21 protein-coding genes are annotated in these 26,815 nt (G+C 72.3%); 3 read left to right on the top strand and 18 right to left on the bottom strand.

Going from position 1 to position 26,815, the window contains the following annotated elements; all coding sequences use genetic code 11:
- Nucleotides 1-48: 48 nt before the first annotated feature.
- Nucleotides 49-2,220 (bottom strand): ABC transporter ATP-binding protein, encoded by a 2,172-nt coding sequence (locus FHG10_RS06015; RefSeq protein ID WP_152352400.1) that lies wholly within the window; start codon nucleotides 2,218-2,220, stop codon nucleotides 49-51.
- Nucleotides 2,217-3,953 carry an ABC transporter ATP-binding protein gene (locus tag FHG10_RS06020; protein ID WP_152352401.1) on the bottom strand — a complete coding sequence of 579 codons (1,737 nt, stop codon included), beginning with the start codon at nucleotides 3,951-3,953 and terminating at the stop codon, nucleotides 2,217-2,219. The genes FHG10_RS06015 and FHG10_RS06020 overlap by 4 nt, the downstream gene beginning before the upstream one ends.
- Nucleotides 3,954-4,213: 260 nt before the next feature.
- Here FHG10_RS06020 and FHG10_RS06025 point away from each other — a divergent pair, with 260 nt between their 5' ends.
- Nucleotides 4,214-4,891, top strand: coding sequence for a DUF6318 family protein (locus FHG10_RS06025; protein ID WP_152352402.1), 678 nt, complete (start codon nucleotides 4,214-4,216; stop codon nucleotides 4,889-4,891).
- Nucleotides 4,892-4,940: 49 nt separating this feature from the next.
- On the opposite strand, the gene FHG10_RS06030 is transcribed toward FHG10_RS06025, so the two are convergent.
- The 7 genes from FHG10_RS06030 to FHG10_RS06060 form a co-directional block, all read right to left on the bottom strand.
- The gene (locus FHG10_RS06030) at nucleotides 4,941-5,645 is read right to left on the bottom strand and encodes a hypothetical protein (protein WP_152352403.1); all 705 of its coding nucleotides are present in this window, start codon (nucleotides 5,643-5,645) and stop codon (nucleotides 4,941-4,943) included.
- Nucleotides 5,642-6,622, bottom strand: coding sequence for a class I SAM-dependent methyltransferase (locus FHG10_RS06035; RefSeq protein WP_152352404.1), 981 nt, complete (start codon nucleotides 6,620-6,622; stop codon nucleotides 5,642-5,644). The genes FHG10_RS06030 and FHG10_RS06035 overlap by 4 nt, the downstream gene beginning before the upstream one ends.
- Nucleotides 6,623-6,726: 104 nt before the next feature.
- On the bottom strand, nucleotides 6,727-7,233 hold the full coding sequence (locus tag FHG10_RS06040) for a DUF456 domain-containing protein (protein ID WP_152352405.1): 507 nt from the start codon (nucleotides 7,231-7,233) through the stop codon (nucleotides 6,727-6,729).
- An 85-nt stretch (nucleotides 7,234-7,318) separates the two neighbouring features.
- On the bottom strand, nucleotides 7,319-8,275 hold the full coding sequence (locus FHG10_RS06045; protein WP_152352406.1) for a beta-ketoacyl-ACP synthase III: 957 nt from the start codon (nucleotides 8,273-8,275) through the stop codon (nucleotides 7,319-7,321).
- A 36-nt stretch (nucleotides 8,276-8,311) separates the two neighbouring features.
- Nucleotides 8,312-9,469, bottom strand: a complete 1,158-nt coding sequence (locus FHG10_RS06050; protein ID WP_152352407.1) for a VanZ family protein — start codon at nucleotides 9,467-9,469, stop codon at nucleotides 8,312-8,314.
- Between the two features lie 299 nt (nucleotides 9,470-9,768).
- Entirely contained in the window at nucleotides 9,769-13,035 is a 3,267-nt protein-coding gene (locus FHG10_RS06055) for an AAA family ATPase (protein ID WP_152352408.1), read from the bottom strand.
- Nucleotides 13,032-14,192, bottom strand: coding sequence for an exonuclease SbcCD subunit D (locus FHG10_RS06060; protein ID WP_152352409.1), 1,161 nt, complete (start codon nucleotides 14,190-14,192; stop codon nucleotides 13,032-13,034). Before FHG10_RS06060 ends, FHG10_RS06055 begins: the two co-directional genes overlap by 4 nt.
- Before the next feature lie 174 nt (nucleotides 14,193-14,366).
- On the opposite strand from FHG10_RS06060, the gene bla reads away from it, so the two are divergent.
- Nucleotides 14,367-15,278: a class A beta-lactamase gene (bla, locus tag FHG10_RS06065; RefSeq protein WP_152352410.1), complete on the top strand. Its 912-nt coding sequence runs from the start codon at nucleotides 14,367-14,369 to the stop codon at nucleotides 15,276-15,278.
- 186 nt (nucleotides 15,279-15,464) lie between these two features.
- On the opposite strand, the gene FHG10_RS06075 is transcribed toward bla, so the two are convergent.
- The 5 genes from FHG10_RS06075 to FHG10_RS06095 form a co-directional block, all read right to left on the bottom strand.
- Nucleotides 15,465-17,045, bottom strand: a complete 1,581-nt coding sequence (locus tag FHG10_RS06075) for a sulfatase-like hydrolase/transferase (RefSeq protein WP_152352411.1) — start codon at nucleotides 17,043-17,045, stop codon at nucleotides 15,465-15,467.
- A 247-nt stretch (nucleotides 17,046-17,292) separates the two neighbouring features.
- The gene (locus FHG10_RS06080) at nucleotides 17,293-18,870 is read right to left on the bottom strand and encodes a sugar porter family MFS transporter (protein ID WP_193636208.1); all 1,578 of its coding nucleotides are present in this window, start codon (nucleotides 18,868-18,870) and stop codon (nucleotides 17,293-17,295) included.
- 138 nt (nucleotides 18,871-19,008) lie between these two features.
- The gene (locus tag FHG10_RS06085) at nucleotides 19,009-20,214 is read right to left on the bottom strand and encodes an ROK family transcriptional regulator (protein ID WP_152352413.1); all 1,206 of its coding nucleotides are present in this window, start codon (nucleotides 20,212-20,214) and stop codon (nucleotides 19,009-19,011) included.
- 300 nt (nucleotides 20,215-20,514) lie between these two features.
- Nucleotides 20,515-21,852 carry an MFS transporter gene (locus FHG10_RS06090; protein ID WP_227488068.1) on the bottom strand — a complete coding sequence of 446 codons (1,338 nt, stop codon included), beginning with the start codon at nucleotides 21,850-21,852 and terminating at the stop codon, nucleotides 20,515-20,517.
- An 80-nt stretch (nucleotides 21,853-21,932) separates the two neighbouring features.
- On the bottom strand, nucleotides 21,933-22,589 hold the full coding sequence (locus FHG10_RS06095) for a GntR family transcriptional regulator (protein WP_152352414.1): 657 nt from the start codon (nucleotides 22,587-22,589) through the stop codon (nucleotides 21,933-21,935).
- A 101-nt stretch (nucleotides 22,590-22,690) separates the two neighbouring features.
- Between FHG10_RS06095 and FHG10_RS06100 the strand changes: the two genes are divergently transcribed.
- Nucleotides 22,691-24,355 carry a dihydrolipoyl dehydrogenase family protein gene (locus FHG10_RS06100; protein ID WP_152352415.1) on the top strand — a complete coding sequence of 555 codons (1,665 nt, stop codon included), beginning with the start codon at nucleotides 22,691-22,693 and terminating at the stop codon, nucleotides 24,353-24,355.
- 333 nt (nucleotides 24,356-24,688) lie between these two features.
- Here FHG10_RS06100 and FHG10_RS06105 read toward each other — a convergent pair whose 3' ends face one another.
- The 4 genes from FHG10_RS06105 to FHG10_RS06120 form a co-directional block, all read right to left on the bottom strand.
- On the bottom strand, nucleotides 24,689-25,201 hold the full coding sequence (locus FHG10_RS06105; RefSeq protein ID WP_152352416.1) for a hypothetical protein: 513 nt from the start codon (nucleotides 25,199-25,201) through the stop codon (nucleotides 24,689-24,691).
- Nucleotides 25,202-25,213: 12 nt separating this feature from the next.
- Complete coding sequence (locus FHG10_RS06110) at nucleotides 25,214-25,480, bottom strand: hypothetical protein (protein WP_152352417.1); 267 nt, start codon at nucleotides 25,478-25,480, stop codon at nucleotides 25,214-25,216.
- Between the two features lie 156 nt (nucleotides 25,481-25,636).
- Nucleotides 25,637-26,146, bottom strand: coding sequence for a DinB family protein (locus FHG10_RS06115; protein WP_152352418.1), 510 nt, complete (start codon nucleotides 26,144-26,146; stop codon nucleotides 25,637-25,639).
- 143 nt (nucleotides 26,147-26,289) lie between these two features.
- Nucleotides 26,290-26,799: a GNAT family N-acetyltransferase gene (locus FHG10_RS06120; protein ID WP_193636209.1), complete on the bottom strand. Its 510-nt coding sequence runs from the start codon at nucleotides 26,797-26,799 to the stop codon at nucleotides 26,290-26,292.
- Between the last annotated feature and the right edge of the window lie 16 nt (nucleotides 26,800-26,815).

Raw genomic sequence — 26,815 nt, forward strand, 5'->3', positions numbered from 1 at the left:
GCTGCCCGCAGTCGCGCTGCGAGCGCACGCCTCCTTCGTCCCTCGTTCTCACATTCCCGGCACTCCCCCGCCGCCGGTGGGCACGGGCTCGCCCTGCTCCTCCTCGGCGTCGGGATCGGCCATCGCGCCCTCGAACTGCGAGCGGTACAGCCGCGCGTAGGCGCCGTTCGCCTCGAGCAGCTCGTCGTGGGTGCCCTGCTCGACGATGTCGCCGGCCTCCATCACCAGGATGAGGTCCGCGTCGCGGATCGTGGAGAGGCGGTGGGCGATCACGAAGGAGGTGCGACCCGAGCGCAGCCGGTTCATCGCGTTCTGCACGAGCAGCTCGGTGCGGGTGTCCACGCTCGAGGTGGCCTCGTCCAGGATCAGCAGGCTGGGCCGGGCGAGGAACGCGCGGGCGATGGTCAGCAGCTGCTTCTCCCCCGCGCTCACGTTCGACGCGTCGGAGTCCAGGACGGTCTCGTAGCCGTCGGGCAGATGGCAGACGAAGTCGTCGACGTGGGTGGCCTTCGCGGCCTCGATGACCTCCTCGTCGCTCGCGTCCAGGCGCCCGTAGCGGATGTTCTCCATGATCGTGCCGTTGAACAGCCAGGTGTCCTGGAGGACCATGCCGGTGCGCTCGCGCAGCTGGGTGCGGGTGAGGTCGCGGATGTCGATGCCGTCGATCGTGATGCGGCCGCCGTCGATCTCGTAGAAGCGCATCACGAGGTTCACGAGCGTGGTCTTGCCCGCGCCCGTCGGCCCCACGATCGCGACCGTGTGCCCGGGCTCGGCGACCAGGGAGAGGTCGCGGATGAGCTCGCGCTCGGGCGTGTACGAGAAGCGCACATGGTCGAACTCGACGCGGCCCTCGCGGATCCGCGAGGCGGCGTCCAGCGACGTCGGGTCCGGGTTGCCGGCCGCGTCGCGGGCCGAGTCGGGCGTCTGCTCCTCGGCGTCGAGCAGCTCGAAGACGCGCTCGGCGCTGGCTACGCCGGACTGCAGCATCGTAGCCATCGAGGCGACCTGGGAGAGGGGCTGCGTGAACTGGCGCGAGTACTGGATGAACGCCTGCACGCTGCCCAGCGACATGTCGCCGCCGATCACCTTGAGGCCGCCCACGATCGCGATCGCGACGTAGGTGAGGTTCCCGGCGAACATCATCAGCGGGCCGATGAGGGAGGAGACGAACTGGGCGCCGAAGGACGCCTTGTACATCTCGCCGTTGCGCTCCTCGAAACTGCGGGACGCCTCCCGGCGGCGACCGAAGACGTTCACGAGCTCGTGGCCGCTGAAGGCCTCCTCGACCTCGGCGTTGACCTTGCCGGTCGCATCCCACTGCTGCTGGAACAGCTTCTGCGAGCGCTTGCCCACGATGCCCGTGATCACCGCGGCCAGCGGGATCACGCACAGCGCGATGAGGGTCAGCTGCCACGACAGGGTCAGCATCATGACGATCACGCCGAGCACCGTCAGCAGCGCGTTGACCAGGCCGGTCAGCGTGTTGATGAGTGTGTTCTGGATGTTGTCGATGTCGTTGGTGACGCGCGAGAGGATCTCGCCGCGGCGCTGGCGGTCGAAGTAGGACAGAGGCAGCCGGTGCAGCTTCTCCTCGACCTCCCGGCGCAGGCGGTAGACCATCCGGAAGATGATGCGGTTGAGCATCACGCCCTGCAGCCACTGGAACAGGCTCGCGACCACGTAGATCCCGACCACGAACCACAGCACCTGGTGCAGGGCCGCGAAGTCGATGCCCTGTCCGGGCGTGAGGTCCATGCCCGCGAGCAGGTCGGCGTAGGTGTCGTTGCCCTGCGCGCGCAGGCCCTCGATGATCTGCGCCTTGGTGGCGCCCGCCGGCAGCTGCTTGGAGATCGCGCCGGAGAAGACGATGTCGGTCGCGCGGCCCAGGATCTTCGGGCCGACGACGGCCAGGCCCACGCCGATCACGCCGAGGGCGATGCCCAGGATCGCGTACATCTTCTCGGGGCCGATGGTGCGGATCAGCCGCAGCGCCGAGGGCCAGAAGTTCCGCGCGCTCTGACCGGGCCGCAGCCCGCGCTCGGCGCTCTTCTCGGCCTCGATCTCGGCGGCCTCGCCGGCCTCGTCGCCCGCGGGCTTCGTGGTGGCGGGCGCGGCGTTCGCGCCGTCGGCTCGAGCCTCGCCGTCGGCCCGGCCCGTGCGGTCCGCCGAGTCGTCGCCGTCGGCCGGCGTCGGGTTCTTCGTCGTGTCGTCGGCGTTCATGCGACCACCTCCTCGGCGCCCTGGGAGCGGACGATCTCCTGATAGGTCTCGTTGGTCTCGAGCAGCTCGGCGTGGGTGCCGGAGCCGACGACCCTCCCGTGCTCGAGCACGAGGATGAGATCGGCCGAGGTGATCGTGGTGACGCGCTGGGCGACGATCACCTTGAGCGCGTCACGGGTCTCCGGGGCGAGCGCCGCGCGCAGGCGGGCGTCCGTGGTGAGGTCGAGGGCGCTGAAGGAGTCGTCGAACAGATAGATCTCCGGCCTCGCGACCAGGGCGCGGGCGATGCACAGCCGCTGGCGCTGACCACCGGAGACGTTCGTGCCGCCCTGGGCGATCGGCGAGTCCAGCCCGTCGGGCATCGCGGCGACGAAGTCGCGTCCCTGGGCGACGGTGAGCGCGTGCCAGAGCTCCTCGTCGGTCGCGTCGGGCCGGCCGAAGCGGAGGTTCGTCGCGACCGTCCCGGAGAAGAGGTAGGGGCGCTGCGGCACCAGGCCGATGCGGTCCCACAGCACCTGCGGATCCAGCTCGCGCACGTCGATCCCGTCGACCTTCACGCTGCCGGAGGTCGCGTCCATCAGGCGCGGCACCAGGCTGAGCAGGGTCGTCTTGCCCGAGCCGGTGCCGCCGATGATCGCGACGGTCTGGCCCGCGCGGGCGGTGAAGTCGATGTCCGTGAGCACGTTGTTCTCGGCGCCCGGGTAGGTGAAGGAGACGTTCTCGAAGGCGAGGTCGCCGCGGCCGCGCACCTCGGTGATGCCGCGCTCGGGCACGGTCACGGAGGTCTCTGTGGTCAGCACGGCGTCGATGCGCTCGGCGGAGACCATGGCGCGCGGGATCATCATCGTCATGAAGGTCGCCATCATCACCGCGATGAGGATCTGGATCAGGTAGGCGATGAACGCGGTGATCGAACCGACCTGCATCGTCCCCGACTCCACGCGCGGCGCCGCGAACCAGAGCACGAGCACGCTGGAGACCTGCAGCAGGAACATGATGATCGGGTTGATGAGGATCATCAGCAGGCCCACGCGGCGGTTGGTGTCCGTGAGGGCCTCGTTGGCGCCCTCGTAGCGCTCGCGCTCGAAGTCCTCGCGGGTGAACGCGCGCAGCACGCGGATGCCGGTGATCTGCTCGCGCAGCACCTTGTTGATCGCGTCGATCCGCTCCTGCATCACCCGGAACAGGGGCGCGGCGCGGGCGATCAGGAAGCCGACGGAGACCAGCATGAGCGGCACCATCACCGCGATCAGCCAGGCCAGCCCCGCCTCCTCGCGCAGCGCCAGGATGATGCCGCCGATGCCCGTGATGGGCGCCTGCACCAGGAACTGCATCGAGAAGAAGACGAGCATCTGGACCTGCTGCACGTCGTTCGTGGAACGGGTGATCAGCGAGGCCGCGCCGAACTCGTTCATCTCGTGCGCCGAGTAGGTGGCGACCTGGTCGAAGACGCGGCTGCGCAGGTCGCGGCCGATGCTCATGGCGGCGCGCGCGGCCGCGTAGTTCGCGACCACCACGGCGACGATGTTCGCGAAGGTCACCGCGAGCATCCAGCCGCCCAGGCGCCAGATCGTGGGGATGTCGCCCTGGGCGACGCCGTCATCGATGATGTCGGCGTTCAGCGTGGGCAGGTAGAGGTTGGCCAGCACGCCGAGCAGCTGGAAGATCACGACGACGATGATCAGGGTCCAGTACCGGCGGGCGGCCGCGAGCACGAGTCGCAGCAGAGTCACAGGGGTCCTTGGGCAGATGCGGTGCGGTCCGGGGGCGCACGGACTGCGCGGTGAAGCCTACGTCGGCCCGTGCGCACGGTCCATGGGATTCGGGCGGAACCGGGCCGATTCCGCCGAGGGTGGAACGGGTGGCGCCCTCACCGCCCACGGACGTCGAGTCTCCCCCGCGACGCCCTCCGCGCACATCCGCCGATCGGCTGATCCTCGCGCGCCCGGACCGGATTCCCGGCCGTCCAGGCCGGACCTCTACCCTGGCGTGCGTGAGCAGACGGATGCAGCAGATCATCATCATCGTGGCGGCCATCGCCCTGGTGATCCCCTTCGGCGCGGTGGGCCTCGCGCAGGTCTTCGGCCGCAGCAACGGGAAGACCGACGCCGCCTCCGCCACGGCGAGCCCGACGGCCGAGGACACGCGCCCCGCCGTCGACCCGTCGTCCCAGCCGAAGGCGTCCCCCACGACCGGCCCGAAGCTGCCGACGTCGGCGATGACCGACCAGTCGGACGACGGCGCCACCTCGGTCGGCACCTATCTGCTCGAGTCCTACGCGTACATGATGGCCACGGGCGACACCGACGGCTGGATGCAGGTGGTCGACTCGAACTGCGAGGTCTGCACGTCGTTCCTCTCCAACGCCACCCAGCTCCATGAGCAGGACGGGTACCAGGTGGGCGGCGCGTTCACCGTGAAGTCCGCGAGCTTCGACGGCGCCGGCGATCCGCCCACCAGCGGCACGCTCACCCTCGAGGTCACCCAGAAGGACGCCACGATCGTCGACGACCCGAACAAGCAGGCCCAGGACGTCGACGGGTTCAGCGGCGAGATGCAGATGAAGCTGAACTGGGACGGCAAGCAGTGGAAGGTCGGCGACATGTCGATCACCGGGGCCGACGGGGCCAGCGGGACGGGCGCGTCCGACGCAGGCGGCGCGGCGGGCTGAGGCCGCGCGGCCGACGGGCGCGCCACGGCCAGCCCAGCCCGCGTGGCTGTCAGCGCGCGTGCGGGAAGCCGGGGAGCTGGCGCGCCGCATCCCCGCGATTGCCGGTGAGCTCGCGCGCGGGCTCGGCCGCAGCCGCCCTCGCCAGCTCGCGCTGACCGCTCGCCCCTGCGGCGCGCGCGATCTGCGCGGTGACCTGCTCGGGCGGGGTCGACCCCGTGCCGGCGAACCAGACCCAGCGGCCGTCGATCGAGCGCGGCGGAGGATCCTGCAGCGGTGCCAGCACCGCGCGATGGCGGCGCGCCTGCTTCGGCGACGGACCCACGAAGTGGATGCCGCGACGGGTCCAGGCGGACCGGCGCACGGTCGACTGCGGGAAGCCGCCGGTCCCGGTCTCGGCCGCATACCGCCGGGCGCCCGTCACGGGGACCACGCTGCCCGGGATGATCTGGTCCGAGGGGATCACGTACGGGCGCAGTCCCGGCGCGCAGCTGCCGACCACGATCCCCCGTTCGCACACCACCAGCCTCTCCCCGCTGATGAACAGCAGGATCAGGCCGAAGATGATCGCGAAGGCGACGGCGGGCGCCACGGCGAGCACGGCGCTCTCGCCGGGATTGATGAGGGTGAGGCCTGAGAACACCAACCAGACCAGCACGAACAGTCCGACCACGAGCGGACCGGGACGATCCGCGTGGACCGCGAGCACCTCACCGACCTCGTCACGGTGCCGGCGTGCGGCGCGACGGGCGCTCATGCGTTCTCGGCCTCGAAGAGGAACAGGTCGGTGCGGTAGGGCATGCCGACCTCGCTGCCGGGGGCGTGGCCGAGGTGCTCGTGCAGGTACCAGTCGAGGTTCGCGAGCACCTTCTCGCGCCGCTCGGGCGGCACGGTGATGACGTAGCTGCGGGTGCGCGCGAGGTCGATGAGCTCGTGCGTGGTGCGCGGGTCCTCCCAATGGCGCACGATCCGCTCGCGCAGCGCGAAGTGCGGGGTGATCGGCGGCGAGAAATCATCGCGGTACACATCCCCCGCGTGCATGATGCGCGAATAGCGGTGCACCCAGGGGATCTGCACGTCGAGCGAGTTCCACAGCAGGGCCAGCACGCCGCCCGGCCGCAGGATCCGCGCGATCTCGGCGCCCGCGGCCTCGGTGTCGAACCAGTGCCAGGCCTGCGCGACGCTCACCAGGTCGGCGCTCGCATCCGGGAGGCCGGTGTCCTCGGCGGAGGCCTGGAGGGTGCGCAGAGAGCCGACGGGTACGGCGGGGTCGTCGGGGTCGTCGGGGTCGTCGGGGTCGTCGGCCGACGAGGACATGGACTCGTACCCTTGCTCGGCGGTCTCGAGCATGGAACGGCTGGGGTCGACGGCGATCACGTCGAGGCCGCGGCGCGCGAGCTGCAGGGAGAGCTTGCCGGTCCCGGCGCCGAGGTCGACCAAGATGTGGGCGGGAGTCGCGCCCGAGGGGGCGCCCGCTGACGCACCAGTGGGGGCGCCTGCCGGCGCACCGGGCTCTCCGGCCTCATCGGCCGGGCCGCCCGCGCCGGCCTCACCGTCGTGCGACGGCAGTGCCGAGATGATCCCGTCGAGCACCCCGGGCGGGTATCCGGGGCGCAGGCGGTCGTAGTCACCGCCCTGCCCTTGGAACGCCGCGCCCAGCTGCCGGTGGCGCTCACGGGTGCTGAAGCGCGGAGTGTCCCGCGAGGAGACCGGAGGGACGGCAGGATCGCTCATGGGCCCATCGTCCCAGACGCCCTCCCCGCACCGAGAGATGAGAAGACGTCGTCATTCCGGCCTTTTGGCAGCAACTTCTCACCTCTCGCGGGCGGCCCGCCCGCTCAGCGGTTCAGGAAGTGCAGCGTGGTCGCGATCGCGAAGGTGAGGGTGGAGGCGAAGCCGCACACCAGCTCGAGCATGACGCCGATGCCGAAGGCCTTGATGGCGATCCAGCTGGACTCCCAGGCGAGCCTCATGTCGCGGCGGCGGTACCACTCGGAGCCGTAGAGGCCCAGGATGAATCCGATCGGCAGCCCCAGGAACGGGATCACGAAGATGCCGACGATGCCTGCGGCGATGCCCACGAGGATCGGCCAAGTGGGCACATCGTTGTCCTTGAGCCGCTTGCCCGTCATCACGTAGCTGCAGGTCATGCCCAGGGCGCAGAAGATCGCGATGATCGCGAAGGCCAGCCAGGTCCAGCCGCCCAGCACGATCGCCCACACCAGCGAGCCGATGAGGATCGTGATCGAGCCGGGGATGATGGGCAGCACGATGCCCGTCAGCCCCACGACGTACGCGAGGCCGACGACGATCGTGACGATGATCTGGACGGTCAGTGAGTCCACGGGGCCTCCGAAGGGGCAGGTCGAGCGGGGTCAGGCGGGCGCACCTGATGCCACGAGCCATCGGCCCCGGGCATCCGGAACCAGCTCAGGGCAGGCGCACGACCTGGCCGGCCCAGGAGAAGCCGCCGCCGAAGCCGACCAGCAGAGCGGTCGCGCCGGCGGGGATCCTCCCTGCCTTGCGCATGCGCGAGATCGCGAGCGGGATGGTCGCCGCGGAGGTGTTGCCGGAGGTCACGATGTCGTCGGCCACGATGGCGTCCTCGCGCAGATCGAGGGCCGCGGCGAGCGGCTCGATCATGCGCAGGTTCGCCTGGTGGGGCACGAACACGTCGATGTCGGCCATGGTCAGGCCGGCGGTCTCGACGATCTTCTGCGAGAGCTTCGGCGCCTCGCGCAGCGCCCATCCGAGCACCTGCCGGCCCTGCTGGGAGAAGCAGCCGCTGGGCGGGCCGATGGTGACCGCGTCGGCGAGGTCGGTGACGGTCCCCCACTGCACGGGCGAGATCGTCGGCTCGTCGTCCGGGACCAGGACCATGGCGCCCGCGCCGTCGGCCGTGAGGATGCAGGTGGTGCGGTCGGAGTAGTCCGTGACGGCGGAGAGCTTCTCGGCGCCGATCACGAGCGTCGCGGTGGAGGCGCCCGCGCGGATCGACATGTCCGCCACGGCGAGCGCGTGCTCGAAGCCGGAGCAGGCGGCGCCCACGTCGAAGGCGGCGGGGTTGGACAGGCCCAGCAGCTGCGCGACCCGGCCGGCGGCGCTCGGCGAGCGCTCCTGGTTGGAGCAGGTCGCGACGATCACCTGAGTGACCTGTGCGGGATCGATGCCGGCATCGGCCAGGGCGTTGCGACCGGCCTCGGCGGCGAGGTCGGCGACGTCCTGGTCGTCGGCGGCGATGCGGCGGGACTCGATGCCCGTGCGCTGGCGGATCCACTCATCGCTCGTCTCGACCATCTGCTCGAGGTCGTGATTAGTCATGATGCGCTCGGGCCGGTAGTGACCGGTGCCGACGATCCGCGAGCCGGCCGGGGGCGTGGTGGGCATGGGGGTCCTTCCTGCAAAGGCTGGTCTGCCGGGAGTCTAGGCCGCGGCGGACCGCTCACGCGCCGTGACGCCCGCATCTGTGAGAGCACGCGCATCCACCATCTCGTTGCCCGCCAGGCGCCCCGAGAGCCCTCGATGGTCGCCGACGAGCGCGAAGACCAGCACGACCAGCATGTACAGGCCGATCGCGAAGCTCAGGGCGCCGGCCGCGAAAGGCACGCCCGCAGCGGACAGCAGCAGCGCGAGCGCGCGCCCCACCGTCCACACGCCGCCCACGGTGCTCGCCCGCAGCAGGCGGGCCCGGACGCCGCCGGCCCCACTCGTCCACGCCGGCGCGATGCCCACCGCTCGCTGCCCGATGGAGGCGCCGCTGCGCCCCAGGGCGGGCAGCACGAAGACCACGGCGAAGGTGAGCACGAGGAGCAGGGCCCGCCCCGGTTCGCCGAGCTCGCGGACCTGCCCCGCGTCGGACGCGAAGACGAGCTCGACCACGGCGCGTGCGAGGTCCAGGAGGAAGCCGACGAGGCCGACGGCGATCAGATCGACAGCCATGCCCAGCAGACGGCGCAGACCCGAGACTCGAGGTGGGCGCTGGGCCGTCAGCTGCTCGGGGCTCGGCATCCACCAGTGCATCAGCAGCGGGGCGGCCAGCGCGCCGACGAGGGCGCCCGCGGTGTTCAGGAGGAGGTCGTCGATGTCGGCGATCCGGTAGCTGCAGTCGTAGACGCCCCACAGCCCGGTGTACTGGGTGGCCTCGATCGCGAGGGAGACGAGGGCGCCGAGAGCGGTGGCCGCGAGCACTCCGCGCCGGAGCATGCCGCGCACGGCGAGCCCGAGCGGGACGAACAGCACGACGTTCAGTGCGGCCTGCAGGACCGCCCAGCTGGTGACGGCGTCGCGAAGCCCCAGTCCTCTGCCCTCGCGCACGATGTCCGCGACGAACTGGAAGGGCGTCAGCTGCAGCAGCCGGCCGCCGCCGTCACCGCAGGCCCGGGCCGGATCGGGCAGGGGCAGCAGCGTGTAGGCGACCAGGGCGACGCCGTAGACGCTCACCGCCGCCGCGCCGAGCAGGCGCAGCACGCTGAGCCGCCCGTACCTGCGGTACTGCAGGACGAGGATCGGTACGAGCAGCGCCACGAAGAGCACGCCGCCGCCGATCACGGAGAAGGGGATCTGCCAGGTCCAATCGCTCACGTCGCAGGACACTACGGGGGCCGAGTCCAGCGCGGCATCCGTCTGGGAGCGCTCCCCGACCGGCCGCCGTCCGCCCGCGAGCGGACCGACGGAGCCATCAGGTCAGGCCGGGGACGGATCCGACGGCGGGCGCGGCGGCGGAGTGTGCTGCCGGGCAGCGCCGCCGCCTGGGCCACCAGCGCCGCCCTCCCGTTGGCGAGTGGCACAAAACGGTCGCCAAGAGCGACCATGGCGGCCGTTTCGTACCAGTCGAGCGAGGAGACGCGGTCGCTCCCCCGCCCGGTGCCCGCGCCGGCCGCTCAGGCGGTGATGCTCGCGGTCGAGGAGCCCGAGGGGCTGCGGCGCACGTGGATCTGCTCGGAGATCTGGGTCTTGAGGTCGCCGACGTGGCTGACGATGCCGATGGTGCGGCCGTGCTGGGCGAGGTGGCCGATCTCGGCGACGACGGTCTCGAGGGTCTGCGGGTCGAGTGAGCCGAAGCCCTCGTCGATGAACAGGGTCTCCATGCGCACGCCGCCGGCCTCGCCGGTGACGATGTCCGCCAGTCCCAGGGCGAGGGCGAGGGAGACGAAGAAGGTCTCGCCGCCCGAGAGGGTCTCGGGCACGCGCGCCCGGTCGGTGCGCCGGTCCATGACCAGCAGGTCGAGGCCGGTCTTGCGGGCGCCGCGGGCGCCGTCGTCGCGCAGCAGCTCGAGGTCGGTGCCGGAGAAGCGGGCGAGCCGCGCGTTGGCGGCGTCCACGACGTCCTCGAACCGCCGCATGAGCACGAAGGTCGACAGCGGGATGCGGCGGCCGTCGGCGGAGCGTGCGGTGGCGAGGTCGGCGACGCGCACCACCACGCCGGCGCGCTCGCTGACGCCCCTGACCTCGCGCATCGCCCGCTCGAGCGCCTCGAGGGCAGAGGCCGAGCGCTCGGCGACGGCACCGAGGCGGGCCGCGACGGCGGAGGCCTCGCGCAGGGCGCTCTGCGTCGCGACCAGCTGTTCGCCGGCGGTGGAGGCGGCGACGCGGGCGGCCTCGAGCGCCTCGTCGCTCGGGTCGGCCTCGGACACGCCGTCCTCGGCGAGGCCGTCGGCATGGCGCGACTCCTCGACGGCGCGCTGCTGGAGGGAGGCGGTGAGGGTGCGGCGCTCGGCGTCCGCCAGCACCGCCTCGCGCACGGCGGCGTCATCGGCGAGGGCATCGCCGTCGGCGAAGGCATCGCCGTCGGCGAGGGCATCGTCATCGGTCGGGGCGTCGTCGTCGCGCGGTGCGCCCACAGCCGACGTGTCGTCCTCCGTCCGCTCTGGTGCTGTCCGTTCCGCCTGCTCGCGCAGTGCAGCCCGCGCGTTCTCGCGGGCGGTCTCGGTCTCCTCGGCGAGGCTCTCGGCGCGTGCCGCCTCCTCGGTGGAGGTGCGCAGGGCCTCGCGCAGGGCGGTCGCGGCGCGGGCGCGGGCGGCGTGGTGGCTGCGGCGCGCGGCGATAGATTCGGCGTCTCCCCGGGCCTCCGCCACGCGTGCGCGGTCCTTCTCGAGGGCGGCCGACGCCTCCTTCTGCGCGGTGCGCTCCCGCTCGAGGGCGAGGGCCTGCTGGGAGCGCTCGGTGGTGAGCTGCGAGGTCGCCTCGTCGTGGGCGGTGATCGCGGTCTCCGCCTCGGAGGCCTCGGTCTGTGCGGCCGTGGCCTTCGCTGTGGCCTCGCGGGCGGCCGTGTGCGCGGCCTCGGCGGCGTCGGTGTCGAGGCCGCCGGCGCGCTCGCGCAGGGTCTCGAGCTCGCCCTCGATGACGGCCTTCCTCTGCGCGGCGTCGTGGTAGGTGCGTTCGGCCTGCTGGCGCTGGGCCTCGGCCTGCTCGACCTGCTCGGCGTCGACAGCGTCGTGCGTGGGCGTGGCGGGATGCGGGTGGTCGGGGGATCCGCAGACGGGGCACGGGGCGTCCTCGCCGAGATCGACGGCGAGCTCAGCGGCGATGCCCGCGAAGCGGCGTCGACGCAGGTCGGCCTCGGTCTCGGAGGCGAGGCGCGCGGCCTCGCGGGTGCTCGCCGCGAGGGTCTCGGCCTGGGCCAGCGCGGTCTGCTGCCGCGCGGCCGCGCGGGCGGCCTGCAGGCGTTCGGCGGCGGTCTTCTCGGCGAGGCGCGCGTCGGCGAGGCCGGAGGCTCGGGTGCGGGCGTCGTCCCGGGCGGCGAGCAGCTCCTGCTTCGCGGTGGGACGGGCCGCGATGGTCTCGTCGAGGGCGGCGAGGTCGCGGGCGGCCCGGTCGCTGCGCTCGGCGCGGTCGGCGAGCTGGGTGCCGCGGCTCTCGAGGCCCTCCTCGAGGGAGGCGAGGTCGGAGAGGGCTCCGGCGCGCGCGGTGTCCTCCTCGGCAGAGGCCGCGAGTGCAGCGGGGGCGTCCTCCCCGGACAGGAGGTCGGCGATCTCGGGATGCTGGGTCCGGGTGGTCTCGGCGAGATCCGTGAGGTCCCGCTCCGCCCGGGCGGCGGTGCTCGCCGCCTGTTCGCGGCGGCGCAGCAGCTCGGCGACGGGGCGGGCGGCCTCGTCGCGGGCGAGGCGGGCGCGGGCCGAGCGGATCTGCGGCGCGGCGACGTCGAGGCGCGCTCCCAGAGCGTCGAGCTCACGGCGGCGGTCGATGCGTGCGCGCGCGAGGGCCGTCTGCTCGGCGCGGGCGCGGGCCGAGGCCTCGGAGGCGGCCTGGGCGTCCTGGTCCTGCGCGGCGTCGGAGGCGGCCTGCCTGCTCGCTTCGAGGTGCTCGCGGGCGGCGGGGCCGAGCTCGTCCAGGCGCAGCGCCTCGGCATGGCCCTCGAGCGCGTCGAGCGGCTCACCCTCCACGCCGACGGCCTCGACGAAGCGGGCGAGGGAGCGGCCCAGGGATTCCTTCGCGGCGTCGACCTCGCGCTTGGCCTCCTTGCGCATCTCCTCGAGCTGCTTCTCGACGTCCTGGTAGATCTCGGTGCCGAACACGCGCTGCAGCACCTGCTGGCGCTCGGCGGTGCCGGCGCCCAGGAAGCGCGCGAACTCGTTCTGGGGCAGCAGGACGGTCTGGGTGAACTGCTCTCGGCTGAGGCCGACGGCGCGCTGGATCTCGCGGCCCACCTCGTCCAGGCGGGTCGCGAGGGGCTCCGCCGCGCCGGCCGGGGAGGATGCTGCGCCCGCCGTGCCCGACGGGGTGTCCGTCCCGTCGACCGCTCCCCCGGTGACCTCCGCGATCACGCCGGGCAGCAGCTCGGGCGAGCCGAGCCGCCACAGCAGTGCCTTGGCCTGCTGCTTCGTGGTGCCGGTGCCGCGCTTCTTGGCGCGCTCGTACTCGGGCTCCCGGTGGACGCGGAAGATGCCGGCGCCGGTCTCGAAGACGAGGCCGACCACGCTCGCGGAGTCGGCGGAGGCGAACTGGGAGCGGATCCTGTCGCTGCTCGCGCCGCTGCCGGCGACGCTCCCGTAGAGGGCGTAGACGATCGCGTCGAGGATCGTGGACTTGCCGGAGCCCGTCGGCCCCTCGAGGAGGAACATGCCGCTCGCGCCGAGCGCGGCGAAGTCGATGTCGACGGCTCCCGCGAAGGGGCCTATCCCGCGCAGGTGCAGGTGGTGGAGCTTCACGAGGCCTCCTGATCGCGGGAGCGCACTGCCGTGTACGCCTCGTCCATGACCTCGTGCTCGCGCGCGCTCGGCTCGCCGCCCGTGACGTAGCTCAGGAACTCGTCCATGACCTCGAGGGGATCGGCCTCGCGTCGCACCTCGGGTGCCGCCTCGCCGGCCTCGCGCCCCTCGGGTTCGTAGGAGGTGAGCAGCAGGTGCGGGAAGGCGGCGCGCAGGCGCTCCTGCAGGTGGGCGGGACGGGCGGTGTCGGTGACGGTGGCCTTCAACCAGTCCTCGCCGTGCGCGCCCGCCTGCGCGAGCAGCGACTCGAGGTCGCCGCGCAGGGCGGTGAGGCGGCGGGGCACGGGCGTCCCGATGCGCTCGACCTCGATCTCCCCGGGTGCTCCGAGCTCGACGAGGAGCACGGACTTGCGGTGGTCCTTCTCGGAGAAGGAGAAGGCGAGCGGGGACCCCGAGTAGCGGGCCGGGGAGCCGACGGACCGCGTGAGGTCCTGGCATCCGTGCAGGTGGCCGAGGGCCACGTAGTCGAACCCGGCGAGCACGGGCGCCGGGACGGAGTCGACGCCGCCCACCGAGAGGTCCCGCTCGGACTCGCTGGGCTCGCCGCCGCTGACGAAGGTGTGGGCGAGCACGATCGTGCGGGCGCCGGGATGCTCGGCCGCGCGCTCGCGCACCCGGTCCAGGGCGGCGCGGGTGACGGCCTCGTGGCTGCGGCCCAGCGGCTCCTCGCCCTCGGCGACGAGCCGGTGGCGGGCCGAGTCCGGCTCGAGATAGGGCAGGCCGAAGAACAGCACCTCGCCGTGCTCGTCCTCGACGCTCACAGGATGGTCGAGCCCGGGGGTGTCGGTGAGCAGGTGGATTCCCGCGCGCATGAGGTCGCGGCCGAAGCCCAGGCGGTCCGCGGAATCGTGGTTGCCGGGAGTCAGCACCACGGTCGCGGTCTCCGCGAGCCGCGCGAGGGTGCGCCCGAGCAGGCGGATCGCGGGGATCGGGGGCACGGCGCGGTCGTACACGTCGCCGGGGATCACGACCACGTCGACCTCGCGCTCGCGCACCAGGTCCACGAGCCAGTCGTGGAAGGCGACCTGGTGTTCGTGCAGGTCCTCGCCGTGCAGGGTGCGCCCCAGGTGCCAGTCCGAGGTGTGCAGGATCAACATGCCGACGACCCTATGCGGGGACGGGGACATCCGAGCCGGCGACGCCCCGGCCGCGTCCGGTGCGGATCACCCTCCGGCGCGGCTCGTCGTCCGGTCCGGCTCGTCGTCCGGTCCGGCGCGTCGTCCGGCGCGGCGCGTTTTGAGGCGCTCGGAGACCGGCGCGAGGATGGCTGCATGACGTTCACCCGACGCGCCCTGCTCTCCGCCGCCGCGATCACACCGGGGGCCCTCGCAGCCTCCGCGGCCCGCGCCGATACCGGGGCAGACGCCGAGCGACGAGGCGCACAGCGGGACCTCCGCCGCGCCCTCGCGGACCTCGAGACCGCCCATGACGCCCGGATCGGGGTGAGCGCCCGCGTCGTCGGCGACTCCCCTGCTCTCACCCACCGCGGCCACGAGCGCTTCGCCCTCGCCTCCACGGGCAAGGTCCTCACCTCCGCGCTCGTCCTGCGCGAGGCCACCGAGGAGCGGCTGCAGCAGATCATCCGCTTCACCGCCGCGGATCTCGAGGAGTACTCCCCCGTCACGAGCGAGCACGTGGACGAGGGGATGCGCCTCCTCGAGCTCATCGACGCCGCGCTCACCCGCAGCGACAACACGGCCCAGAACCTGCTGTTCACGGAGCTCGGAGGACCGCGCGCCGTGCAGCGCAGACTCCGGCGCCTCGGCGACGGCGTCACCCGGACCGACCGCACCGAGCCCGAGCTGAACACCGCGATCCCGGGCGATGCCCGCGATACGACCACACCCGCCCAGATGGCAACCGACCTCGAGCGCGCGACGCTCGGCCACGGCCTCGGACGCAATGCCCTCGGACGCGACCGCTCGGCGCAGCTGCTCGCGATGATGCGTGCGAACACCACGGGGGACGCGGCGATCCGCGCGGGCGTCCCGTCGACCTGGACCGTCGCCGACAAGACCGGCGCCGGCGGCTACGGCACCAGCAACGACATCGCCGTGATCACCCGTCCGCACGCGGCGCCTCTCGTGCTCGCCGTGTACACGACGGGCCGCACCGAGGACGCCGAGCTGCCGACGGACCTGATCGCCCAGGTCACCCGGCACGTCGTGGACGCCCTGGGCTGAGCACGCCCCGTCGTGCGCGACGCGCCGGACTGCCGGAGCATCGTGGACGCACCCACGGGGCGAGGACCCGTTCGAGGCGCTCATCCCCCGCCTCGCCGCGGCGTACGGGGATCCCGCCCTGCTCACCTTCCGTCTCGACGACCTCGGGCCGGCCGATGACGTCGGCCGGCGCCGCCCGTCGGCCCGTCAGCCCCGATAGGTCGACTCGTCGAGCCCGGACATGGTCGGGTCGTGGTCGAGGTGCCCGACGGCGTCCATCGAGCTCATCCAGTGGTAGAAGTTGTCGCCGCGCTCGCGCAGGCGCTCGTAGAGGTCGGCGAGCATCGCCCGGCGCGGCTGCTCGAGCAGCGGGTCCTCGAAGCGGTTGGAGAGCTCGTCGGGGTCCGACTGCAGGTCGTAGAACTCGTTGCGCGACTCGGGGTTCACCACCAGCTTGTAGCGGGGCCCGCGCAGCATGCGCTGGGCGATCGGGAAGTGGTGGCCGTGGAACTCGCACAGCACGTTCTCGTCCCACTCCGGATGCTCACCGCGCACGATCGGCAGCAGGGAGCGGGAGTCCACGGCGGGATCCGTCGGCCGGCCCGCGAGGTCCAGAAAGGTCGCCGGCAGGTCCATCAGGCTCACGAACTCCTTCCGCACCTGCGCCGGGCAGCCGGGGACACGCAGGATGCCGCCCGTGCGGTAGATGTCGTCGTACATCGCCGGGCCCTTGTCGTGCAGGCGGTGGGAGCCGGTGAACTCGCCGTGGTCGGAGCTGAAGGCGACCGCGGTGGTGTCCGCGAGGCCGAGCTCGTCGAGGGCGGCGAGGATCCTGCCGAACTCGCGATCGATCATCGTCACGTAGCCCCAGTAGACGGCGATGAGCTTGCGCGACTGCTCCTCGGTCAGGGTGTCGAAGGCCCAGTGCTGGGAGTAGTTGCGCTGGACCGGGGGCTTGTCGGCGAAGTCCTCGGCGACCGAGCGGGGCAGCTCGACGTCATCCGGGTCGTACATGTCGAAGTACTCGTCGGGGACCACGTAGGGCAGGTGGGGCCCGGAGAAGCTCGAGACCACGAAGAAGGGCGCCTCGCCGCTGCGCGCCCCCTGCGCGTACCGGGTGAGCATCTCGATGGTGCGGTCGGCCAGGTAGTGCTCGAAGGTCGCCTCCACGGGCTGGTGCAGGCGCGCGGCCATGAGGTTCCCGACCTCGCCGTTGGGGAAGGTGCCGCGGATGCGGTCGCTGATCTCGTACGGAGGATGACCGTGCTCCTCGAGCCAGGCCAGGTAGTCGGGGTGGTCCACGGCGTTGTGCCAGCCCGGGTAGTGCTCGGCCTCGAAGCCGAAGTCGGCGGCCGTGCGCTCCTCCCCCACGTGCCACTTGCCGACCAGACCGCACTCGTAGCCGTTCGCCCGCAGGTCCTCGGGGACCGTCCACTGGTCCTCGGGCAGGTCCTCGATGTAGCCGACGTTGCGCTCGTGGTTGGCCAGCAGCTTGTGCCGGAAGGGGGCCGCGCCCGTGAACAGGGACGCGCGCGCCGGCGTGCAGATCGCCGTGGGGGTGAACCAGTTCTCGAAGCGCGTGCCCTGGGCCGCGAGGGCATCCAGGTGCGGTGTGCGGCAGATCGGGCTCCCGTAGCAGCCCAGGGTGTCGACCCGGTGCTGATCGGTCATGAGCATGAGGATGCTGCGGCGGGTGGGTGCGTCGGGGGCAGCGGTGCCGGTGGCGGACGGATCAGGCGTGGGGGCGCCGGTGGCGGAGGTGGCGGAGGTGGCGGAGCCGGAGGTCATGATCGGAATCCTTCCATCGAGGATGTGGAACGTGCGGTGGGACGAAGAACGAGGCCGAGAGCCGCCCCGCACCCCAGACCCGTCCCGGATCCGACCGCGAGAGGTGCGAAATCGTTGCCATGGACGCTCTTGGCAACCGTTTCGTACCGCTCGCGGTCCGACGGAGCGCGCCGGAGCGGAAAGCTCGTGGGCGCGTGGGTCGCGGAGGTGGGACGGTCGGGCAGGCGCGGGGCGCGGCGCAGGTCGGTCAGCCGCGGGCGGCGGGGGCGGCGGGGGCGTCGGCGATGTCGTCCATCTGCTCGAGCTCGAGGTTCTTGGTCTCGGGCACGAGCTTGAGGACGAACAGGATGGAGGCGAGGGCGATCAGCGCGTACACCGCGTACGTCGTCCCGATCGACCACGCCGCCAGCACCGGGAAGGTGAGCGTGACCGCGAAGTTCGAGGCCCACTCGACGCCGCCCGCGACGGAGGTCGCGGCGCCGCGCATGCGGTTGGGGAACATCTCGCCGATCAGCACCCACATGATCGGGCCCCAGGTCCCCGCATAGGCGCCGACGTACAGGCACAGGGCGAGCAGCGCCAGGATGCCGAGCACCGGCGAGGACGCGAGATCGGGGGCGGTGCCGCCGCCGTCCTGCGCGACCTGCGGAGCGGTGAGCATGATGATCGCGGTGACCACGAGCGCGGCGAACATCGAGATCGATCCCCACAGCAGCAGCGGTCGCCTGCCCACCCGGTCCACGAGCAGCATGCCCAGGATGATCGCGACGACCTTCACCGCGGTGAGGACCAGGGTCTGCTTCAGCGCGTCCTGCTCGCCGAAGCCGATGGTCGAGAAGATCGTGGTGGCGTAGTAGAAGATCGCGTTGATGCCGACCAGCTGCTGCAGCGCGGCGAGGCCGATGCCCACCCAGACGATGCGCTGCAGCCGGGACGTGCCGGGGACGAGCAGGGCGCGGAAGCCGCTGCCACGTCGGCCCGAGCCGCGGCTGGAGTCGTGGTCGGTGAGGGAGCGGGTGATCTCCTCGACGCGCTGGTCCACGCCCTCCTCGCCGACGGTGCGCGCGAGCACAGCGCGGGCCTGGTCGGTGCGCCCGTGGGCGATGAGGAAGCGGGGCGACTCGGGGATCAGCAGCGAGGCGACCAGGTAGATCACGCCGCCGAGCGCGACCGAGAGGAACGCCCACTGCCAGACCTCGAGATGGAGGCCGAGCAGGCCCAGTCGGGAGGTCGACAGCGGCGCGTCGCCCTGCGGAGCGGGCGCGGCGGCGAGCATCGCATCGCCCAGCAGGCCGCATACGAACAGGCCGATGATCAGCATGAACTGGCGCAGGGAGACGAGCATGCCGCGCATGGAGGCGGGAGACGTCTCGGAGACGTAGGCGGGGGCGATGGTCATCGCGGCGCCCATCGCCATACCGGAGAAGATCCGCCAGAACAGGAACATCGCCATCGAGTCGCCCACGAAGGCAGTGCCCACGGAGGAGACGATGAACAGGATCGCGGCCACGATCATGATGGCCCGTCGGCCGATGCGATCCGAGAGCCGCCCCGCGAGGAACGCGCCCAGCACCGCGGTCAGCACGCCGAACGCGACGGCGAAGCCCAGCATCCCCGTGCTCGCGCCGGTGTGGAAGGCGAGCGCGTTCTTGATGACGTTCAGGGACATCGCGTCCCAGCCGAACATGAGGCCGGAGATCGAGGCGGCCAGCGCCGCTCCGAGCGCGCGGCGCCGTGCGGCGCGCGGGACGACGGGCGTCGCCTCGGGGACGGGGACGTCCGGGCCGGGCCCGGCGGAGGTCGTGGACGGGTCGGGGTGTGTCATGCGATCAGGTCCTTTCCTGGTCGGCGGGTGGCGATGCGGGTGCGGGGGGAGAAGGTCTGGCATGCGGCGAGCTGCGGGGACGGGTGCGGACGGACACGACGACGTGCGCTGCGCCGACGCGCCGGTCGCGGCGGTGGTTCAGGTGCGGGGGTGGAGGATGACGAGGGCGGCGCCGGTGGCGCCAGCGAAGGCGTCGAGCCGTCCGCGCTCGAGCGGGATCAGGGGGAACCGCTCCCCCACGCCCTCGGCGACGAGCGGGCGGACCGCCTCGAGGAGGCGGTCGTCGGCGTCGAGGAGGTCGCCGGTGAGGATGACTTCGTCGGGGTCGACGATGGTGGTGGCCAGCACGATCGCCCGAGCGAGCGCACGGGCGACGCGATCCAGCACGCCGCGCAGCTGCGGGGCGTCCTCCGCGAGGGCCTCGCGCAGCGCGGACGGGGAGCGCAGCACCACGCCGTGGCTGCGCAGAGCGGCGAGCACCGCCGGTGTCGAGGCGACGGTCTCGAGGCACCCGGAGCGTCCGCAGCGGCACGCCATGCCGGGGATCTCGACGGGCAGATGGCCGATCTCGCCGGCCATGCCGTCGGCACCGAGGTCGAGGACACCGTCGCGCACGACGGCCCCGCCGACGCCCTGGTAGCAGCGCACGTGCAGGGTGGTGCGGTGGCCGTCGCCCGCGGCGAGATGCTCGGCGAAGGCGGCGCAGCGGGTCGTGTTGTCGACGTGGACAGGCACGCCGTAGCGCGCCTCCAGCGCCTCGACGAGACCGTGCCAGGGCGCGCGTTCAGGACGCGTGAGCGCGGCCGGGCCCGAGATTCCGAGGCCGACGCCGCGCAGGGCGGCCGTGCGGGCCGGGGAGACGGCCGACGGGAGTGCCTCCGCGGTGCCGTCGGCCCTGCCCGGACCGTCGGCATCCTCGGCATCGTCGGCACCTTCCGCGCCGTCGAGACCTGCGAGCATGCGCAGCACGAGCTGCTGACGGCGGGCGGCGCCGAGGCTCTCCTCGTGGGTCTGCTCCCGACTCGCCAGGACCTCGCCGAGGGTGTTCAGGCGGACCACGCGGACCGCGCCGTGGGCGAGGTCGATGCCGATCGCCCGCACAGCGGTTCGGTCGATCGCGACGCGCTCGGTGGGGCGTCCGCGTCCCGGCTGCTCCTCGTGGCCGACGACCTCGACGGCGCCCTCCTCGACCAGGCGGGTGAGCACGGCGGAGACGGTCGAGCGGCTCAGGCCCGTCGACTCCGCGATGCGGGCGCGGGTGAGCGTCCCGCCGCCGCGGAAGGCATCGATGACTTCGGCCTCGCGCGGATGGGCGGGAGTCGGCAGCGACCCCGTCGTGGACATGCCCCCACGCTAGGGGCGGCGAATTCCTCCATCTCGCCGGTGCAGAATCACCAGCCAGATGAGACGCGGCTCACATGTTGACGCAGGGTGCGCTTCAGGCCGCAGCGCAGGGTGCGGCTCGCAGCGCAAGGTCCGGCTCGCAGCGCAAGGTCCGGCTCGCAGCGCCAGGTGCGCCTCGCAGCGCACCGAAAGGTGAGTTGTCGTCGTCAAAACGCCCCTTTGACAGCGACAACTCACCTTTCGATGCGCAGAGGCGACGACAACTCACCTCTCGATGCTCGAGACGGCGAGGCGCAGTGCTCAGCGAGCGGTGGCCGCGGCCAGACCATCCCCGGGCGCACCGGGACCGTCGGCCGGGAGGTGGCGTCGCGAGGAGACGAGGATCCCGACCCAGCACACGACGCCCAGGGCCACGATGACCGCGAGCACGATCTGCACGTCGACCAGATGGGCGATCGCGGCGATCACCGCGGGGGCGAGGAAGCCCGCATAGGCGGCGGCGTAGAAGACGCCGGTGAGCCCGGCGAGATCGCGCGCCCCGGCGATGCGCTGCACCTCCAGCAGGGAGGAGACCAGCGCGATACCCATACCCACACCGATCACCGCGTTCGCGCCCAGGCCGATCGCGACCGACTGCGTGCGGATCGCGAGGGCGACGATCGCGATGCCCAGCAGCATGATCCCGACCGCGGCGACGAGACCGCGGGCCGATTCGAGGGAGTGGACCCTCTGGGCGAGCGGCTGGATGGCACTGGAGACGCCGAGCGCGATCACCGTGGCGGCGGTCGCGCACACCAGCCCCCAGCTGCCGGTCGCGCCGGCCAGCTGTGTGGGCAGGTAGCCGTAGCCGATCGCGGCGGACCCGAAGATCCACGGCGCCGCCAGCAGCACGACGCGCGTGAACCGCCGGTGCCCGGCGCTCGGCACCGCGAGCTGGCGCCACCAGGGCCCGGCGACTCCGCCGGGGACGCGACCCTCGGGCAGCCGCGCGACGATGACCAGGAAGGGCACGGTCAGCGCGAGGTGCACGAGGAAGGGCAGCACCTCGGGCAGCGGCCCCCACTGGGCGACGAGCCCTGCCAGCAGGGCGCCCGCCGCGGAGCCGGTCGTGAAGGCGAGGGAGGCGCGGCGCGCGCCGGCGTCGGCGGCGGCTCCGGGGTCGAAGCGCCCCTGGGAGAGCTCCTTGATCCAGGCGTTGCCCACGGCCATCGCGACGCCGACGGAGATCCCCGAGAAGAGGCGTCCGACGCCGAGGAACACGGCGCTGGTGGGACCGAGGGCGAGCAGGACGCTGCCCATCAGCGCGGCGAGCACGCCCACGAGCATGAGCGGGCGTCGGCCGCGGCGGTCCGAGAGGGACCCGGCGATCAGCAGCGCGGGCGCGAGCCCGAGCACGTAGACGCCCAGGAAAATGTTCACCAGGAGCGAGGAGAGGTGCTCGCGGTCCTCGTACATGAGCAGCAGCGGACTGAACTGGTTGCCCGCCCAGGAGCTCACGAACACCGCTCCCCAAGCGGCGATCCAGGGCTTCACGCCGCCGCGCCGAGTGCGGGGCTCCAGGACCTCCGACTCCGGCTCCGACGCGTCGGACGGGGCCGACAGGGCCGACGGGGCCGACGGGGCGTCGAGGGTCGCCACCGCCCCCACCGCGTCGGCCGTTCGCCGTGCGGCCGGAGCCTCTCGCACCGCGCCGGTCTCCGTCTCCGTCTCCGTGACGCTCACAGGGCGCCTCGATGGGAGGCGACGTGCTCGTGCAGGGTGCTCGCGTAGGCGGCGGCATCGCGCTCGGCGAGTGCCCGGGCGAGCGCGCGGTGGTCCTCGAGGGAGGCCTGCAGCTGCTCGGGCTGGACACGCATGAGCTGGTGGCGCAGGCGCTGCTGGCGATCGCGCAGGGTCGAGGTGAACATGACGGCGACGGCGTTGCCCGAGCCCTCGATGACGGCCGAGTGGAAGCGCGAGTCCGCGTCGATGAAGGCCGGGACGTCCTGGGCAGCGATCGCCCGGGACTGCTCCTCCAGCAGCGCCTCGAGCCCGGGGGCGAGGACTGCGGCCGCGCCGTCGGCGATGACGCGGGCTGCGGCGGCGGACTCGATGGCCTCGCGCATCTCGAGGACGTCGCGTGCCTCGTGCGGGGACATGGGGCGCACGACGGCGCCGCGCCGGTGCTCGAGGCTCAGCAGACCCTCGGCGGCCAGGCGCAGGAACGCCTCGTGCATGGGGGTGCGGGAGAGCTCGAGCTGCTGGCGCAGCGCGTTCTCGCTGATGCTCTCCCCGCCGGCCAGGTCGCCGCGGATGATGGCGCTCTTGACGTGCTCGTATGCGCGCTCCGCCGCAGCCTGTGCGGGCGATGCGCTCTCGTCGTGCTCGGTGTTCACGGCATCAGGCTAAACCCTTGCATGCAAGCTTGCACGCAAGGTGCAGACGGCTCGTGATGCGCGGAACGCACGGGCGGCCCGACTCGCGTAGCGTGGGTCACATGACGAGCGATCCGCGGACCGACGGGGCCTCGAGCCCCGCCTCCGCTTCTTCTGCCACTTCTTCTGCCCCTTCTGCGTCTTCTCCGTCGGCCGACGCCCTCGTAGTCGACGTGATCGTGATCGGCGGCGGGCCCGTCGGCGAGAACGTCGCCCAGTACGCGATCGAGGGCACGGGCCTGACCGCGGCGATCGTCGAGGGCGAGCGCATGGGCGGCGAGTGCTCGTACTGGGCGTGCATGCCCTCGAAGGCACTGCTGCGACCGCTCGACGTGCGCGCCGCGGCCGCCCACCTGCCGGGCATCACCACACCGGAGATCGACATCGACGAACTGCTCGCGCGGCGCGACGACTGGGTCTCCCACTACGACGACGCCGGCCAGGTGCAGTGGGCCGAGGGCGCCGGGCTCACCGTGGTGCGCGGCCACGGGGTGCTCAGCGGCGAGCGCGAGGTGACCGTGCGAGCGGCCGACGGTCCGCCGCGCGTGCTGCGCGCCCGGCGCGCGGTCGTGCTCGCGACCGGCAGCGAGCCGGTGATCCCCGCGCCGTACGCAACCCTCGCGCCGTGGACATCACGCGATGCGACCGGCGTGAAGGAGGTGCCGGGACGACTGCTCATCGTCGGCGGCGGCGTGGTCGCGTGCGAGGCCGCGACGTGGATGCGCGCGCTGGGCAGCGAGGTCACGATGCTCGTGCGCGGGGACCTGCTGCTCCCATCGGCCGAGCCCGAGGCGTCCGAGCATGTGCGCACCGGGCTCGAGGCGATCGGGGTCCGCGTGGTCACCGGAGCCTCGGCCGACGATGCCTCGCGCGATGGTGTCGCGCGGGAGGCCGACGGGGAGAGCGGGATCGGCCGTCTGCACGGCGGCGAGGTGCGGGTGCACGTCGCAGGTGCGGCGGGACGCGCCACGGACGGCGACAGCAACGGCGACAGCGGCAGCAACGGGGCCGGCGCCGGCACCGACGCAGACACCGGCACCGACACCGGCACCGGCACCGACACTGGCACCGACGGCGACGTCTTCACGGCCGACGAGATCCTCGTGGCGACCGGGCGTCGTCCACGACTTCAGGACGTGGGGCTCGATGCCGTCGGCCTCTCCTTCGAGGACGTCACGGGCGATGCGCTGCCGGACTGGCTGCGCGCCGTCGGCGATGCGAGCGGCGAGGCCCCGCTGACGCACTGGGGAAAGTACCGGGGGCGGGTGATCGGCGAGGAGATACGCGATGCCGCCCTTGCCGACGTCGAGCCCACACCCCCGCCGGAGCCGGTCGCCGAGGGCCGCGCGGTGCCGCAGGTCGTGTTCACCGATCCGCAGGTGGCGAGCGTCGGCCTCACCGAGCGGGCGGCGCGGGATGCGGGCTTCGACGTGGTCGTCGCCCAGGTGCCGTTCGAGGGGTCGGCCGGCAGCGCGCTGCTGCGCGATGACGCCTCCGGGGTCGCGAAGATCGTCGTGGACGCGGTGACGCACCGGCTGCTCGGCGCGACCTTCGCGGGCCCGGACGCCGCGGAGATCGTGCACGCGGCGACGGTCGCGATCGTGGGCGAGATCCCGGTCGACGTGCTGCGCCACGCGGTGCCGAGCTACCCGGCGGCCTCCGAGCTGTGGCTGCGCCTGCTCGAGGAACTGCCGCGCGAGTACCGGCACGCGGCGCCGCGCGTGTGATCGAACGGCGCTCTGGCGGGGCCGGCATCCTGGCTTCGGACCGGACCGGGCGATCCCGCCGTCACTGACTCCGCGCTTCGACCAGGTTCTCCGCCCTCGTGCGCCTCCCCATCGCAAAAGCATGGCTCCCGCCAGCACGTGATCCCGGATCGTTCCCGAAGGCGAGGCGCGAAGCCCCTGGCCAGCATCACCGTCTGTCGCTCTGCTCTCTCGTGCATGTCGTTGGTATTGCACGTCGTTGCACCCTGGCCTACGCTGGACGCAGCGCGGGGCAGTAGCCTCGTGAAGTGAGCTCGGCAGCCTTCCGGACGGTGGGTGAGCCGAGCTTCGCGTCTATAGGGACCGCACCTCGTCGATGAGTGGGGCTGCAAGCCGCCGCCACGGGCTACCCGCCGTGTAACACCAGACAATGGCGTCTGCGATCCACAACAGCGGCTCGCTCCGCTTCTCGAGGAAGTCGTATCGCACCTGCGAGTTGTGCAGGAGCGGATAGAGCACCTTCTTGTCCGCCTCGACGGCGGCGTCGTCGCGCTCGAAGACGATTCGGGTCGCACCGTGCTCGGCGCTGAGCCGCACGGTCTCTCCGAGACAGATCCTGCGTGCTTCGATCTGCGACATGCCGGGCGGAATCGTCACAATGGTGCACCGCGCGGACGAGGAATCGGTGAGCGCGCGAAGGATGGTGCGACGCCGCCCATCGCTCTCTTTGGTGAAGTGCAGGTGCGACTGCCCCTTCAGCAAGAGCCCTTTGACGAGCACACGCTCCGCCTGGACGTCCTCGACACGCACCCCTGCCACGGCGAAGTGATACCCGCGCCTCTTGCTCTCATCGACGAACAGGTGCATGACGTCCGATCCTCACCGTTTCTCCCCCGCTCCTGCGGACGTGAGGGGGTCGATGTCCGCCCCTTCCGCGTCATCCCCTCTCGCTGCAGAGCCGAATATGCGCACGTCGCCGCCGGCACCCGCGATCTCGACGAATACGTCTTGGCGGGCCGCTGGAGAACCCCGCGCCCCACCGCCCTCGAACGTCAGCACGCTCGCACCGATCCCGCCCACGAGCAGACCGATCAACCCACCGATGTAGAGCACCGAGAGGATCCCCCAGCCGCGCCAGATGATCATGCGTTCCCGCCCCTCGCCGCGAGGTGACCCGGCCCTGCGCCCCGGTCGGCGAGGCCTCGCGACGTGATGACCCTAGCCAGGGCCGCACGCGACCACCAGGGATCGCCACGGATGTGGACAGAACGGACGTCGGATTGCGGCCTGCGGTGATCCCGCTCAGTACCCGACGCGGCCGTCGATCGCCTCGCGCACGAGGTCGAGGTGCCCCAGGAGTCGCGCGTACTCCTCGATGAGGTGGGTGAGGATCCAGCGCAGGTTGACCTGCTCGCCGTGGCGCAGTCCGCGCACCGGAGCGTCCAGGTCCGTCCAGCTCGCCGCGCCCGTGCGCGTCACCTCGGTCTCGCGGCGGTAGCGCTCCACGTCCGCGAGCGCGGTGGCCGGGTCGATGTCGTCGAAGTCCCCGTCGGGGCTGTCCTGGGTGCAGTAGTAGTCGGGGAGGTGGTCACCGAGGGTGACCTCGCGCAGCCAATACGCCTCGACCTCGGTGAGGTGGCGGACGAGCCCGATCGGGCTCAGCGTGGACGGCGGGAGGGGCCGTTCGCACAGCTGCGCGGTGTCGAGCCCGTCGATCTTGAGCAGGAGGGTTTCGCGGTAGAAGTCGATCCAGTGGTCCAGGGTCTCCCGCTCCCCCGCGAGCATCGGCCCGAAGCGCCTCGTGTCGTCCATGGTCCGCAGTCTGCGGGCTCGGGACCGCCCGCGGCCAGGGAATTGTCGTGCCCGGCGGCCCGTGCGCGCCGTCGAGATCAAGGCCGGCGGCGCTCAGGCCCGGGGAGCCCACCGCCCTCGAGGCGTGCACCGGGCTTCCCGCCTCAGAGCTCGAGGCGGTAGATGAGCGTCGGCAGTCCCGACGGGACGACGTCCTCGCGCGCGAAGGTGAAGCCGAGTCTCTCGGCGAGCCCGATCGAGGCCGCGTTCTCGGGATGGATGTTCGCGATGAGATGCTTCGCGATCCGCTGGTCCCGTGCCCTGCGGATCCAGGCCCGGCTCCCCTCGCTCGCGAACCCGCGTCCCTGGGCGTCCGCGCGCAGCACGTATCCGAGTTCGACCTCGTTCCATTGCGGCCAGAAATGCAGTCCGATCCGGCCGATGAAGCGGCCCGACGCCCTGTCCCGCACGGCGCTCTGCCCGTAGCCGCGCTCTGTCCACTCCGCAGCGAAGGCCTCGACCTGCTGGGGGATGACCTGCGCAGTCAGCCGCTCTCCGCCCACATATCGCGCGACCTCGGGATCCGTGTAGAGCTCGGCCACCTCATTCGTGTCCGAGGGAGTCAGCGGGGACAGGTCGAGCCGTTCCGTGCTGAACATGCCGTCATCGATCATCAGCCCAGTGTGCCCG

Origin of the sequence: Brachybacterium subflavum (assembly GCF_009299795.1) — a bacterium.
Taxonomy (GTDB): Bacteria; Actinomycetota; Actinomycetes; order Actinomycetales; family Dermabacteraceae; genus Brachybacterium; species Brachybacterium subflavum.